At 71.7% G+C, this 14,512-nt stretch carries 10 protein-coding genes; 4 read left to right on the top strand and 6 right to left on the bottom strand.

The window, feature by feature from the left end:
- Positions 1-160 precede the first annotated feature (160 nt).
- Positions 161-2,338, top strand: coding sequence for an MFS transporter (locus FRAEUI1C_RS10840; protein WP_013423336.1), 2,178 nt, complete (start codon positions 161-163; stop codon positions 2,336-2,338).
- Positions 2,339-2,369: 31 nt separating this feature from the next.
- On the opposite strand, the gene FRAEUI1C_RS10835 is transcribed toward FRAEUI1C_RS10840, so the two are convergent.
- Both FRAEUI1C_RS10835 and FRAEUI1C_RS10830 read right to left on the bottom strand, forming a co-directional pair.
- Positions 2,370-4,253: a potassium transporter Kup gene (locus tag FRAEUI1C_RS10835; RefSeq protein WP_232425380.1), complete on the bottom strand. Its 1,884-nt coding sequence runs from the start codon at positions 4,251-4,253 to the stop codon at positions 2,370-2,372.
- A 222-nt stretch (positions 4,254-4,475) separates the two neighbouring features.
- The gene (locus tag FRAEUI1C_RS10830; RefSeq protein ID WP_013423334.1) at positions 4,476-5,666 is read right to left on the bottom strand and encodes a cytochrome P450; all 1,191 of its coding nucleotides are present in this window, start codon (positions 5,664-5,666) and stop codon (positions 4,476-4,478) included.
- A gap of 438 nt (positions 5,667-6,104) precedes the next feature.
- On the opposite strand from FRAEUI1C_RS10830, the gene FRAEUI1C_RS42150 reads away from it, so the two are divergent.
- Positions 6,105-6,707: a TetR/AcrR family transcriptional regulator gene (locus FRAEUI1C_RS42150; protein WP_013423333.1), complete on the top strand. Its 603-nt coding sequence runs from the start codon at positions 6,105-6,107 to the stop codon at positions 6,705-6,707.
- A 62-nt stretch (positions 6,708-6,769) separates the two neighbouring features.
- The gene (locus tag FRAEUI1C_RS10820; RefSeq protein WP_198318743.1) at positions 6,770-8,563 is read left to right on the top strand and encodes an MOSC domain-containing protein; all 1,794 of its coding nucleotides are present in this window, start codon (positions 6,770-6,772) and stop codon (positions 8,561-8,563) included.
- An 88-nt stretch (positions 8,564-8,651) separates the two neighbouring features.
- On the opposite strand, the gene FRAEUI1C_RS10815 is transcribed toward FRAEUI1C_RS10820, so the two are convergent.
- Positions 8,652-9,236, bottom strand: a complete 585-nt coding sequence (locus FRAEUI1C_RS10815) for a dihydrofolate reductase family protein (protein ID WP_013423331.1) — start codon at positions 9,234-9,236, stop codon at positions 8,652-8,654.
- A 130-nt stretch (positions 9,237-9,366) separates the two neighbouring features.
- Between FRAEUI1C_RS10815 and FRAEUI1C_RS10810 the strand changes: the two genes are divergently transcribed.
- Entirely contained in the window at positions 9,367-10,353 is a 987-nt protein-coding gene (locus FRAEUI1C_RS10810) for a sigma-70 family RNA polymerase sigma factor (protein ID WP_013423330.1), read from the top strand.
- A gap of 25 nt (positions 10,354-10,378) precedes the next feature.
- Here FRAEUI1C_RS10810 and FRAEUI1C_RS10805 read toward each other — a convergent pair whose 3' ends face one another.
- The 3 genes from FRAEUI1C_RS10805 to FRAEUI1C_RS10795 form a co-directional block, all read right to left on the bottom strand.
- On the bottom strand, positions 10,379-11,569 hold the full coding sequence (locus tag FRAEUI1C_RS10805) for an RNA polymerase sigma factor (protein ID WP_013423329.1): 1,191 nt from the start codon (positions 11,567-11,569) through the stop codon (positions 10,379-10,381).
- 28 nt (positions 11,570-11,597) lie between these two features.
- Entirely contained in the window at positions 11,598-11,990 is a 393-nt protein-coding gene (locus FRAEUI1C_RS10800) for a YciI family protein (protein WP_013423328.1), read from the bottom strand.
- Positions 11,991-12,330: 340 nt separating this feature from the next.
- Positions 12,331-14,445 (bottom strand): MMPL family transporter, encoded by a 2,115-nt coding sequence (locus FRAEUI1C_RS10795; RefSeq protein ID WP_232425379.1) that lies wholly within the window; start codon positions 14,443-14,445, stop codon positions 12,331-12,333.
- Between the last annotated feature and the right edge of the window lie 67 nt (positions 14,446-14,512).

The raw sequence follows: 14,512 nt of genomic DNA, 5'->3' as shown, positions 1-14,512 counted from the left end.
CCCGCAGCGCACCAGGGCCCGGCCGGGGACCGACCACTGGCGGAGCGTCCAACGAGTCCAGGAACGGGCGAATTGCTTGAAAACAAGTGTTATCTACCTCTAACCTGCGCACACGGCGTCGATCGCCGCATCTGACGCCCCACCAGCGACAGGACCCGCCATGAGCGCAACCGCCGCCGCCAGCACCTCTCCGCCCGATGTGCCGCCTGGCGGGACCGGCGCCGGGACCGGTGGTGAGGCGGGACCCGGGGTCAGCCGGCTGTGGCGGCGGGAACTGGCGCACTACCCCGCGCTCGGGCCTCGGCTGGCCGCGCTGGCGATCGTGGTCCTCACAACGATCTTGTTCTACTACCAGTACTACCTGATCAGCGGCGTCAGCGAGCAGGTGCTGACCAGCACCGGCATCTCGTTCCTGTTCTTCGTCAACATCAACGTGGTGTCCGCGCTCGCCAGCGCCCTGGCCTCGCTCGCCGGCGGGGTCTGCGACCGCTACGGCCGCGCGAACGTCGTCACGGTCGGGGTGCTGCTCTGCGCGCTCATCTGCCTGTTCGGCTTCCCGAACGTCGACTCGGGCTGGAGCGTCGGGATTCTCTACTCGCTGCTCGGCGCGATCGAGGGCACCGTGCTCGTCGCGACGCCCGCCCTGATCCGGGACTTCAGCCCGCAGCTGGGCCGGGCGTCCGCGATGGGCTTCTGGACGATCGGCCCGGTCGCCGGCAGCCTGATCGTCAGCGCCGTCGTCAGCAACACGGCCGATCACCTCACCGACTGGCGGGACCAGTACGTGATCGCCGGCTTCGCCGGGCTCGGCGTGTTCCTCATCGCCCTGTTCTTCCTGCGCGAGCTCTCGCCGCGGCTGCGAGACCAGATCATGGTCAGCGAACGGGACCGCGCCCTGGTCGAGGCACGGGCCAAGGGCCTGGACGCCGCCGACATCGAGGCGGCGCTGCGCCGGCCGTGGCGGCAGATGCTGCACCTGGACATCGTCGGCTCGGCGTTGGCGATCAGCCTGTTCCTGTTCATCTACTTCGTCGCCGTCGGCTTCTTCCCGATCTTCTTCCAGACGCTGTTCGGGTTCAGCACCTCGCAGGCCAACGCCCTGGGCAACTGGATGTGGGGCTGCGAGGCAGTGGCGCTGATCCTGATCGGCTGGGTGTCCGACCGGCTGCGGGTCCGCAAGCCGTTCATGGTCGTCGGCGCGGTCGGCGCGGTGGCCTGCACGCTGGTGCTGATCAACCGGACCGGGCACGCGGACACGAGCTACTACACGTTCGTCGCGATCCTCGTCCCGCTGGCGATCTCGCTCGGCCTCGCGTTCGCGCCGTGGATGGCGAGCTTCACCGAGACCGTCGAGCGGCGCAACCCCGCGCTCACCGCCACCGGGCTCGCGCTGTGGGGGCTGACGATCCGGGCCGTGGTCACGATTTCCACGTTCCTGCTGCCGTACATCGTCACCACCGTCACGCCACTGGTCCAGGACGGCCCGACCGTGCAGGCAGCGGCGAGCGGGCAGGACCCGACGCTCAATCCGATGCAGAACGCGATCGTCAAGGCCGTCGCGGCCGACCCGACCATCGTCGACAAGGTCCAGGGCCTCGCCGCGAAGTACTCCACGCAGCTCGCGACGGCGGCGAAGCTGACGCCGGCCACCCAGGCCGCGCTGACGAAGGACCCTGGAAACACCGCGACGCAGGCCGCGGCGCTCAGCGAGATCTCCGGCAAGCCGGTCGCCGACGTCGCCCGGGTGATCGACCTCAGCGGCCGCTACACGCAGGAGCTGGCCACGGCGCAGGCGATCGACGACCAGACGATCGCGACGGTCCTGACGAACCCGGGCGACACGGCGGCGACGGCCAAGGCCGACGGCGAGATCGCGGCCAAGCTCAACGTCTCCCCCGACGACGCCCAGGCCAGGCTCACCGCCCTGCGCGCCGTGCCGCTGCCCGACCTGCTGTTCATGAACTCCAACGGGGACGCGGTCCAGAAGGCCGCCGACCAGCTCACCGCGCTCGCCGCCGTGCCCGCGGCGGACCTCGACTACCTCGACAAGTACGGCACCCCCCTGCAGAACCCGAAGGTCCAGGCGGTGCTGATGTACCTGGACAAGCACGGCGCGAAGGTCCAGAAGGCCGCGGCGGACTCCCCCGGCCAGTGGCAGACCTACTTCTGGATCGCGGTCGGCGGCGAGATCGTCTTCATCCCGCTCATCTTCCTGATGGCCGGGCCGTGGCGACCGAGCACCGCGCGGCGCCGCGACGCCGAACACCAGGCGATGGTCGACGCCGAGCTGGCCCGCCTCACCGCCCCCGCCGCCGCGGAGGCGTCCGTCGAGCCGTGATCGTCGCGGCCGGGCGGCCGGCTGGCCCTGCCTAGACCTCGATGTGCGAGCCCATGATGACGGTGCGCTCGCGCGGGAGGCCGAAGTGCTGGGCGGCGTCGGCCGTGAGGTGGGACGTGGCGATGAACAGCCGCTTGCGCCAGCGCGCCATGGTCGGCGCCTCGCCGCTCGTCAGCTGGATCTTGGACAGGAAGAAGGACGCCTGGGCCAGGTCCAGCTGTCCCTCGGTGACCGCCGGGTCGAGCGCCCGCAGCACGCCGAGGACGTCCGGCGTCTCCATGTAGCCGAACCAGGCGGTGACGTGGGTGATGCCGTCGTCGGTGTAGCCGAGGTCGTCGACGGCCGTCCGCCTGCTCGCCGGTACGCGCGGCACCGGCAGGGTCTCGATGGACAGGATCACGACGAGGTCGTGCCGCACGTGGTTGTGCTCGACGTTGGCCCGCAGCGCGAGCGGCGCGGTGTCCTTGCCCCGGTTGAGGAAGACCGACGTCCCCGGCACCCGCGTCGTGGGCAGGGCGCCGGTGCGCAGCTGGTCGACGAACTCGCGCAGCGATCCCTCGTGGCGTTGCCGCTGCGCGGTGACGATCTGACGGCCGCGCTGCCAGGTCGTCATGACGGTGAACGCCGTCAGGGCGATGAGCAGCGGCAGCCACGCGCCGTGGACGAGCTTGGTCAGGTTGGCCGCGACGAACAGCAGGTCCACGAGCAGCAGCACGCTGGCGCCCAGGACGAGCAGCCACAGCGGGAGCCGCCATTTCCACCTGGCGACGTAGAAGAACATCAGGGTGGTGATGGTGATCGTGCCGGTGACCGCCATCCCGAACGCGAACGCGAGGGCCGCGGAGCTGCGGAAGGCGAAGACCAGGGTGAGCACCGAGACCATCAGCACCCAGTTGATCCACGGGACGTAGATCTGCCCGAAGGTCGACTCCGAGGTGTGGATGATCCGCAGCCGAGGCAGGTAGCCGAGCTCGGCGGCCTGGGAGGCGACCGAGTACGCCCCGGTGATGACCGCCTGGGAGGCGATCACGGTCGCCGCGGTGGCCAGCAGGACCAGTGGCAGCCGGGCCCAGCCGGGGGCGAGCAGGAAGAACGGTCCGCTGAGATTGTCCGTGTTGTCGAGGATCAGCGCGCCCTGGCCGAGATAGCTCAGCACGCAGGCGGGAAAGACCAGCAGCAGCCAGGCCCGGCTGATCGCCGGCCGGCCGAAGTGGCCCATGTCGGCGTACAGCGCCTCGGCGCCGGTGACCGCGAGAACGACCGCCGCGAGCGCGAAGAACGCGGTGCCGAAATGGTGGGCGAGAAAGCCGACCGCGTAGGTCGGCGACAGCGCCTTGAGGATGGCCGGGTGACCGGCGATCCCGGTGATTCCCAGCGCGCCGATGGTGACGAACCAGAGGATCATCACCGGCCCGAACATCCGGCCGACCGTGGCGGTGCCGAACCGCTGCACGAGGAAGAGCAGGACGATGATCACCGCGGTGATCGGCACCACCAGCTCCTCGAACGAGGGTTCAACGATCTTGATGCCCTCGACGGCGGACAGCACGGAGATCGCCGGGGTGATCATGCTGTCACCGAAGAACAGCGCGGCCCCGAAGATGCCCAGCCCGGCCAGGATTCCGGCGGTCCGACCGCCCTGCCCCTTGCCCATCCGCCGCAGCAGGGTGATGAGGGCCATGATGCCGCCCTCGCCGTCGTTGTCGGCGCGCATCGCCAGCAGCACGTACGTGACCGTGACGATGATCATCACTGACCAGAAGACCAGGGACACGACACCGAAGACGTTGCCCTGGCTGACGGGGACGGGATGCGGGTCGCTCGGGTTGAAGACGGTCTGGAGCGTGTAGATCGGGCTGGTCCCGATGTCCCCGAAGACCACCCCGAGCGCGCCGACCACCACCGCGAGCCGCACGGTGCCGCGCGTCCCCGGACCATGAGCCCCCGGGGACGCCGCCGATCCGGGTTCCGGCGCCGCTAGCTGGTCCCGATCGGTCACGACAGTCCTTCGCTAGACGTCGGCGCACGGTCACGATCGTCGCGGTGATGAGCAGGCCGCGAGCTTTCTATCAGCACGCAAAGCGCCCATGCTCATCCTCCCAGCGGGATCGGGTGGCCGCACGCCGAGGCCCCCCGGTCAGACCGCGATGGGCAGCTTCTCGTAGCCGCGGACCGTGCTGGTGTGCAGCCGGACGGCGCGCGCCTGGTCGATCTCCCAGGTCGGGAACCGCTTGAGCGTCTCCTCCAGCGCGATCCGGCTCTCCAGGCGGGCAAGCCCGGCGCCGAGGCAGAAGTGGATGCCGTGGCCGAGGGAGACGTGCCGGTCGAACCGCCGGCGCACGTCGTAGACGTCGGGATCGGCGTACGCGCGGTCGTCGCGGCCGGCGGAGCCGGTCAGCAGCAGGATCTTGGACTTGGCCGGGATCGTGGTGCCGTGCAGCTCGACCTCGCGGGTGGTGACCCGGCCCTGCACCGGGGACGGCGCCTCGTAGCGCAGGGTCTCCTCGACGGCGCCCGCCAGCAGCGACGGGTCGGCGGCCAGCGCGGCCCGCTGGTCGGGGTGGGCGGCGAGCACGTCACACGCCCAGCCCAGCAGGCGGGCGACGGTCTCGGTACCGGCAGCCGTCAGCAGGGTGGTGAAGTCGGTGGCCTCCCGGGTGGACAGCCGCCGGGTGCCGCCGTCGGCGACCTTGACCTCGGCCTGGACGAGGGCGGTCATCAGGTCGTCGCGGGGAGCGGCGCGGCGGGCCTCGATCTGCTCGGCGAAGTACAGGTGCAGCTTCGTGGCCGCGGCGACGGCGATCTCGTTGGCCATGCCCGCGGTCTCGTCGTGATGGAAGGTTCCGTCGATCATGCGCCGCACGTCCTCGCGGTCCGCCGGGTCGACCCCGATCAGCCGGGAGATGACCAGCGAGGGCAGCTGGGCGGCGAAGTCCTGGACGTAGTCGAACCCGCCGCCGCCGATCTGGGGGTCGAGCAGCTCCGCGCAGGTCTCGCGGATGGCACCCTCCAGCCCGCCGACGCGGCGCGGGGTGAAGGCCCGGGAGACCAGCACCCGCAGCGTCGTGTGGACCGGCGGATCCATGAAGATCATCTGTCCGGTGTCCCAGGGCTCCGGGGTCATCATCTCCAGCACGGTGCCGTAGCGGGAGCTGTAGGTGGCCGGGTCCAGGTGGGCCGCGTCGACGTCCTCGAACCGCGACAGCGCGTAGAAGTCGAACTTCTCGTTGCGGTAGACGGGCTGCTCGTCGCGCATCCGCCGCCAGAGCGGGTGCGGGTCCAGGTCGATCGCCTTGTCGTAGGGGTCCCAGTACAGGTCCGCGGTCATTCTGGCCTTCCTTCGCTTGCCGGTTCACGCCACAGCGCAGACGTGTCGAACATGTCCGGGGCTCGGTCACGTGGTCGGCGTGCGCCGCGCCGCGATCAGGACTCCCCACGACGACCCGCATGCGATCGCCGATCGCTTTCTGAGTGGCCGAAGTATGCGATCGTCGATCGCAGACTGTCAAGATGGTGCTTGAATGGACGGGTGCAGCGGCGATCACTGGCGGAAGGCGAAAGGGCCCGGCTTGGTGTTCGCACCGGTGCGGACACGGCACACGAACGGGGCCCGGGTCCCGGCGCGGGTGGACCGGTCGGCCCCGGTGGTGGCACCGCGCCGCCCGAGGCGGGGTCGGCCCGCTGGTGGGCCCAGCGCGCGGCGGCCGAGAGCCGGCGGCGACCCAGGCCAGGCGGCCTGTCCTGTGAGCGCATCGTCGAGGCGGCGTTGGCGCTGCTGCGCGACGACGGGCTCGACGCGTTGACCCTGCGCTCGGTCGCCGAGCGGCTCGACACCACCATCGCCTCGCTCTACCGGCACATCGCCAGCCGGGACGAGCTCATCGCGCTGATCGGCGACCACGTCATGGGCGACATCCGGTTCGACCGCACCGGACGCGGCTGGCGGGCCGACGTCGAGGCGCTGATGCGCGGAATGCACCGCATCAGCGTGGAGCAGCCGCTGCCACCGTCGACGCGCAGCCGAGCGGGCTACGGACCGAACATGCTGCGCGTCGTCGACGCGGCACTCGGCCTGTTCCTCGAGGCCGGCCTCACCGAGGAGCAGGCGGGCTACGCCACGATCACGATGCTCGAGTTCCTCGCGAGCTCGGCGATCCGCCGGGCCCACCGCGGCCAGTCCCCGACGGGCGCGGCGGGCTCGGACGGCTTCGACGAGCTGCTCGACGCGCTGCCGGCCGGCCAGTTCTCCGCCCTGCGCGCCGCCGGCGACATCTACGTCTCCGCGCCGGCCGGCGACATCTTCGACCACAGCCTGGCGATCTTCCTCGACGGCGTCGCCAGCCAGCTCCCGGGACCGAGCCAGCACTGAACGGCGGGTGCGGCGGCCCTCGGGATGCGGGACCGCGTCCCGCTCGGGTAGACCCTGTGACTGTGTCCAGTCCCGCGGCGACCCTTGGTACCGCCGGTGCCGTCACGACGGCCGGAGTCCTGCGATCGCTCAACGTGGGCCTGCCGCGCGACGTCGCCTGGCACGGCCGGACCGTCCACACCGCGGTGTGGAAGCGGCCGGTCGACGGGCCGAGGCCGGTCCGGCGCCTCAACATCGACGGCGACGGGCAGGGCGACCTGGCCGGGCACGGCGGCGAGCACCGGGCGGTCTTCGTCTACCAGCTGGGGTCCTACCGGTACTGGCGGGAGGCCCTGGGCCGGGACGACCTGGAGCCCGGGATCTTCGGGGAGAACTTCACCGTCGAGGGCCTCGCCGACGACGAGGTGTGCATCGGCGACCGGTACCGGATCGGCGACGCCGTCTTCGAGGTGACGCAGCCACGGGTCACCTGCTACCGGGTCGGCATCCGGCTCGACGACCCCCAGATGCCGGCCCGGCTGGTCGCCGAGCATCGGCCGGGGTTCTACTTCCGGGTTCTGGCCGAGGGGGCCGTCCAGGCCGGCGACGACATCGTGAAGGTCGGGTCCGGGCCGGAGGGAATGACCGTCGCGGAGATCGACGCCCTGCTGTACCTGCCGGGCCGGTCTCGCCACCAGGTCGCCCGGGCGCTGCGGATTCCGGCGCTCAGCCCCGGCTGGCGGTCGTCGTTCCAGCAGATCCTGGAGCAGAAGGACGGCGGCGGCAACGCGGGGCTGGTCGCCGCCGGGCCCCCGCCGGCCTGGTCCGGCTTCCGCCGGCTCGCCGTGGCCCGGATCGAGGCGGAGACCCCGACGATCTCCTCGCTCTACCTGGCCGATCCCGGCGGCGCGGCACTGCCGGCCGCGCTTCCTGGGCAGTTCCTGACCTTGCGGCTGCGCCCCGGCGCCACCGACCAGCCGGTGCTGCGTAACTACTCGCTGTCCGGCGCCCCTGGCAGCGGTCAGTACCGCATCAGCGTCAAGCGGGAGCCTCATGGCGCAGGCAGCGGCTTCCTGCACGCCCGGGTCCGGGTGGGCGACGAGCTGGAGGTCGGTGCGCCCCGGGGCACCTTCACGCTGCGGCCTGGATCGGCGCCGGTGCTGCTGATCAGCGCGGGCGTCGGGGCGACTCCGGTCCTCGCCATGCTCCACGCCCTGGCGGCCGAGAAATCCGGCAGGACCGTCTGGTGGCTGCACGGCGCCCGCACGCCGGCCGACGAGGCCTTCGCCGCCGAGTCGCGGGCGCTCGTGGCCAGCCTCCCGGACGCCCGGCGGCTGGTCTGCCTCAGCCACCCCGCCCCGGGCCACGACGTCGATGACCAGCACAGCGGCGGGCGGCTCGCCGCCCCCGTCCTGTCCGCCCTGGACCTGCCCCGCGACGCGGAGGCCTACCTCTGCGGGCCCGACCGCTTCATGGCGGACATCTCCGCCGCGCTCGTCGCGCTCGGGCTCGACGCCGGGCGCATCCACACCGAGATCTTCGGCGCGCCGCCCGCGCAGACCCCCGGCATCGCGGCCACCCTGGCCCGCCCACCGCACCAGCCGGCGGGCGAGCCGGGAACCGGACCGCTGATCTCGTTCGCGCGCAGCGCGCTCGCGACCCGCTGGGACCCCTCCCACGGCAGCCTCCTCGACCTCGCCGAGGCGTGCGACGTGCCGGTCCGCTGGTCGTGCCGGACGGGGGTGTGCCACAACTGCCAGACCACGGTCGTGGCGGGAACCGTCCGGTACTCCCCCGAACCGGTCGACCCACCGGCGGACGGCACCGTGCTCATCTGCTGCGCCCAACCAGGCGAGGACCTGACCCTCGACCTGTGATAAGCGTGGCCCGAAGTCCGTCACGTCGCATGCGGGTCAGGTCGTCAGGACCATCGACCGTGTCGCGCCCGAGCGCGAGCGGGGACGCTCAGCCAGCTTTCTCCTCACGGTCGCGGCGCAGGACCGTGAGCGCGGTCAGCGCCTCCGCATCGGCAGGTTCGGCGACGGTGAAGCGGTACTCGGCGGCGGTGCCGGCGGCGAACAGCCGGTCGCCCGCTCCGACGACCGTCGGAAAGGTGATCAGTCGGTACTCGTCGACCAGGTCGGCCGCGGCCAGTGCGTGGACCAGGCTCAGGCTGCCGATCACGACGACGTCGCGTCGCGCTCGCTCGGCCGCGACCCAGGCCAGCGGGTCGCCGTCGATGGCCGCCGAGTTCGACCAGGCACCCGCGTCGATGCCTGACTTGGTGGCCACCCGCTTGGGAACGGCGTTCATCCGCTGGGCGAAGTCCCCGGTGCGGGCCGGCCAGAGCCTGGCGAAGTGCTCCCAGGTCCGCCGGCCGTAGAGCTGCACGCCCTGGTCCTGCCGCGCCCCGAGCCGGAACTTGTCGCCGTCCACCGGCCCCGCGCCATGGCGGAAGGCCCAGCCGCCGTGGCCCGTCCCCCACCGCCCGTCGGGGTCGGAGACGACGCCGTCCAGGGTGATGAACTGAATGACGATGACGTCGTGCATCGCGGGTCCCTTCCTGCCGTGGCGACCCCGGCTGGCCGCCCTCACCCGCCACATACCGAGCCCGGGCCCGGAACTCATCGCCGCCGCGGGGCCCAGAATCCGGCTCACGGCCGGGCGTAGGCTGCGCCGCGTGGCCGAGCCGACGACGATCCACAGCCGCGACGACCGGCACGAGGCCTACCGCGGCGACCTGCTCGCGCACTGCTACCGGATGCTCGGCTCGCTTGACGAAGCCGAGGACCTGGTCCAGGAGACGCTGCTGCGGGCCTGGCGAGCGGCCGACCGTTACGACCCGCGGCTGGCCTCGCTGCGTACCTGGCTGCACCGGATCGCCACCAACGTCTGCCTCACCGCGTTGGAGGGACGGGCCCGCCGGCCGCTGCCGACCGGGCTGGGGCCGGCCGGCGACGACCCGCACGTGCCGCTGGTGCCCAGCCCCGACATTCCGTGGTTGCAGCCGATCCCCGACGCCCGCCTCGGCGACCCCGCGGACGCCGCGGCACAGCGCGTGGGGCTGCGGCTGGCCTTCGTCGCGGCGCTGCAACTGCTGCCCGCGCGCCAGCGAGCGGCGCTCGTGCTGCGCGACGTGCTCGCGCTGTCGGCCGCCGAGGTCGCCGAGACGCTGGGAACCAGCGTCGCCTCGGTGAACAGCGGGCTCCAGCGAGCCCGGGCCACGCTGCGGGAGGCCGGGCTGTCGCCGGACGACCTGCGCGAACCCACCGACCCCACCGAGCGCGCCGTGGTCGAGCGCTACCTCGCGGCCTTCGAGGCGGCGGACGTGCCCGGCCTGACCCGGTTGCTCGCCGACGACGTCATTCTGGAGATGCCGCCGGTGCCACTCTGGCTCGCCGGCCGGGCACACTACGCCGAGTTCATCGAACGGGTCTTCGCCATGCGTGGACCCGGCTGGCGCCTGCTGCCCACCTGGGCGAACGGCGGCGCGGCCCTGGCCGCCTACGCTCCGGACCCGGCCACCGGCGGCGTCCGGGCCCACTCACTTCAGGTGTTCACGGTGACGGGCGGCCTGGTCCGGCACTGCGTGACGTTCGCCGACCCGGCGGTCTTCGACCTGTTCGGACTCCCCAGCATCCCGTCAGCTCCGCCAGGCGGGTCGTGACAGCACCGCGGTACTGACCCCGCGGTCAGGTCCACCGGGCCCGGGCGGCCTGGCGGACCAGGTGGTCGCGCTCGGCGACGTCCGTGGCCCGGCGGGCGGCCTCCGTGTACGCCACACCCGCGGCCGGCAGGTCGCCGGCGAGCTCGTGCAGGTAGCCGCGCACCGCGTGCCAGCGGTGCCGGTCGCCGAAGACCTCGCGCAGCCGGTCGGTCTCGCGCAGCCCGGCGGCGGCGCCGAGGGCGTGGCCGACCGCGACGGCACGGCCCAGGACGGCGGCGGGATCCTGGCGCACCGGGTCGTCGGTCAGGCCGACCAGGTCGTCGTACCAGGCGAGGATCTGGGGCCAGTCGGTCTCCTCGGGACTCGCCGCGTCGTCGTGCAGGGCGGCGATGGCGGCCTCGATCTGGTAGCGGCCGGGCCGTTCCAGCGCCAGCGCCGACTGCAGGACGCGCACCCCTTCGGCGATCTCGCGGGTGTCCCAGCGGCCCCTGTCCTGCCGGTCCAGCGTGACGATCCGGCCCTGTCCGTCCAGCCGCGCCGGCAGCCGGGCGTGGTTGAGCAGCATCAACGCGAGCAGCCCGCGCGCCTCCGGTTCCTCGGTGGCGAGGGTGAGCTGGCGGGCGAGCCGGATCGCCTCGGCGGCCAGGTCCACCCGGCCCGCGTGCCCGGTCGTGTAGACGAGATACAGGACGCGCAGGACGACCGCGAGGTCGCCGGGCTCGTCCAGGCGTCGCCCGCGCAGGCCCCGCTTGGCCCGGCTGATCCGCTGCGCCATCGTCGCCTCCGGGACGTAGAAGGCGTCGGCGATCTCCCGGGTGCTCAGGCCGCCGACCGCGCGCAGGGTCAGTGCCACCTGGGAGGCGGGCGCGAGATCGGGATGGCAGCAGCAGAAGAGCAGGAAGAGCGTGTCGTCTCCGGCCTCTCCCGAGGGCGGCGCCGGCTCCGGCTGCTCGTGCAGCGTGTCCTCGCGGGCGCGGCGGGCGGCTTCGCTTCGACGGGCGTCGATCAGTCGCCGGGTCGCGACCGTGGCCAGCCACGCGCCCGGATCCCGCGGAGGATGGTCGGGCCAGACGCGCAACGCCTCCAGGAGCGCTTCCTGCAGCGCGTCCTCGGCGGCGTCGAAGTCCTCGCCGCGGCGGACCAGCCCCGCGAGCACCCGGGGGACGAGGGCACGCAGCGCGCCCTCGTCCACCCGGCCGTCGGGCTGGCTGGTCACGCCGGTCGGCCACGGGTGGCCAACCGGATCATGACATGATCTCCCGGACGTCGATCCACTCGTAGATCGGCTCGCCGCCGGGGCCGGGCTCGGACGAGATGTAGGCCGCGATCTCCAGCGCCCGCTCGCGGGACTCCACGTCGATCATGTACCAGCCGGCGACCAGGTCGCTGGTCTCCGGGTGCGGGCCGTCGGTGGTCACCGGCGCGGCGTCCGGGCCGCCATAGCGCACCCAGAGGCGGTTGGGCGTCAGCGCCCGGGCGTCGACGTACTCGCCGCGCTCCTCGAGGACCTTCGCGACGTTGTGGAGGAAGGCCATGTGCGCCTCCACGTCCTGTGGGGCCCACTCGTCCATCGGGGGGAAGGGATGATGCGGCTCAGGGCCACCGCGGTAGTGCTTGAGCAGCAGGTACTTCGGCATGATGATCTCCCGAGTTCACGACCGCGCCTCTCGCGGCCCTCACCTGGTGAGCGGAACCAGCCGGCGGTTCTCGACATGCGACCACCCACCCGTTCCCAGAACCCTGGCTCATGGGCCCGACATCTCTGACCTCGCGGGGTGCGACGTCCCTCATGTCGCGCCCGCCATCACCCCGGCATGATGCCTCAGACACTGTCGAACCAGACAGATCCACTCCGCTCGCCTGGCAGCGCGGCACCGACACTCGCGCGGCATAACAGCTCTTCGCGAAGGTTGGCCGAGCCAGGATGCGCGGTCGGCGACGGCGGGTGGGCCGGCGCCGACCGCGCGCTGGCGGAAACTACTCCGGGACGTGGGACGGGCTGGTGGAGTCGCGTGGCTCGGGGACGGCCACGCCCGCGTCGGTGAGGGCGACAGGCGGGTGCGACGGCGCGACCCGCAGGACGCGGGCCGCCCAGTCCGGTAGCCACCAGTTCCACTGGCCGAACAGCGAGACCAGCGCGGGAACCAGGACGGACCGGACGATCGTCGCGTCGAGCAGAATGCCGAAGCCGAGCGCCGACGCGAACGTCTTCAGGTCGGTGCCCGGCCCGGTGGCCAGCGCGAGGAACGCCAGGAACAGGATCAGCGCGGCACTGGTCACCAGCCGGCCGGTACGGCCGATTCCCTCGACGACGGCGTCATCCGTGTTCCCCGTCCGGTCGTACTCCTCCCGGATGCGGGACAGGATGAACACCTCGTAGTCCATCGACAGTCCGAACAGGAAGGCGAACACCATCAGCGGGATCCAGAAGGTGACCGCGCCGGTGGCGTGCACCCCGAAGACCGCGTTGGAGCCGTAGCCGTCCTGCCAGAACAGCACCATGAAGCCGAGGGTCGCGCCGAGAGTGATCAGGTTGAGAACGACCGCCTTGATGGGCAGCAGGATCGACCTGAAGGCGCGGGCGAGCAGGACGAACGTCAGCAGTGCGATGATCGTCAGCATCAGTGGGAAGTTGCCGTAGACCGCTTTCAGGAAGTCGATCTGGTCGGCGCCGATCCCGGCGACCCCGACGACACCGGGCAGACCGGCCACCGCTGTCTTGACCTTGCGGACCGGCCCCACAGACGTCGAGTTGACCGTCTCCGCCTTGGGAATCACCACCACGATGCTGTGCCCGGCCGCGGTCTGCCCGGCTCCGGTCGCGACCACGGCGCGATCGACGCCAGCGACCTTGTTCAGGGCCGTGGCGACCGAGTCCGCGCGCGAGGTGTCGACGAGCACCTCCATCGGGGTCAGGACACCCGTCGTCACGCCACCGTTCTTCAGGTCCTGGAACGCCGTGTTCGCCGCGCCGGTCTTGGCCAGCGACTCGGACGAGGCAAGGCCGATCTTGATGCCGAGGAACGAGACGACCAGCAGGGCGAGCGCGAGCAGAGCCACACCGGCGGCGATGAAGCGGCGCTTCACGACGGCCCGGGCCCACCTGGTCCAGGCCCGCCCGGCCCGGTTCTCGTGGCGGATCTTGGGCCAGTCGACCCTGGGGCCGATCCCGCCGAGGATCGCCGGCGTCAGCGTCAGAGTGGTGAGCACGCTGGCCAGCGGAATCAGCGCGCCACCCAGGCCGATACTGCGCATGAACGGCACCGGCAGCACGACGAGCGAGAGCAGACCGATGGCCACCGTGATACCGCTGAACATCACCGCGTGGCCGGCGGTCTCCATGGCGACGACGACGGCCTCGTGATTGTCGCGGCCACGGTCGCGTTCCTCGCGCCAGCGGGTGACGAGAATCAGCGAGTAGTCGATGGCGACGCCGAGGCCGATCAGGGCGACCAGGAACTCGACGATGAACGACACGTCGGTGAGATAGGTCAGCGGCAGCAGCAGGATGAACGTGGTCAGGATCGCGGCCGCCGCGATGACCAGCGGCAGGAGCGCCAGGAACGAGGCGAAGACGAAGGCGAGCACCGCCAGCGCGCCGAGGGCGCCGATGAGCACCTCGGCGAACACGCCGAAGCCGCCGCCGCCCGAGTCGCCGGTGGCGAGAGCGTCCTCGCCGGTCACGCCGACCGTCGCTCCCGCGGGCGCCGCCGACGTCAACGCCGTCTTGATGTCGGCGGTCGGAAGCTTCGCGGTCGGGTCGTGCAGGAACCGGTAGAACACCAGCGCATAGGCGGTGCGGTCATCCTTGGTGCGGAATGCCTTGTCATCGGTGTTCGCCTCGTCGACCACCCGGGTCTGCGGCACCTTCTGCTGCACCGCGGCGAACGCCTGTCCGATGGCGGATTCCTGCCCGGATACGACCTGGCTCGCCGGCATTGTGATGGTCACCACATACGGCGCGGTTTTGCCGCCCGAGTGGAACTCGGAGTCGATCTGGTTGGCGGTTTCGGTACCCGGTTGTCCAGGCAACGAGAAGTCAATGACGAGACGGCTGTTGGTCTGGCCGGTCAGCGCGATGCCCGCGACCACGACAACGAGCCAACTGACCAGTACAAGTCGACGATGGTGAAGCACGAACTCTGCGATCCGGCGCACT

The organism is Pseudofrankia inefficax (assembly GCF_000166135.1).
GTDB classification, from domain to species: Bacteria; Actinomycetota; Actinomycetes; order Frankiales; family Frankiaceae; genus Pseudofrankia; species Pseudofrankia inefficax.
The sequence above is the reverse complement of the archived record's forward strand: the minus strand, read 5'-3'. Positions and strand labels throughout refer to the sequence as shown.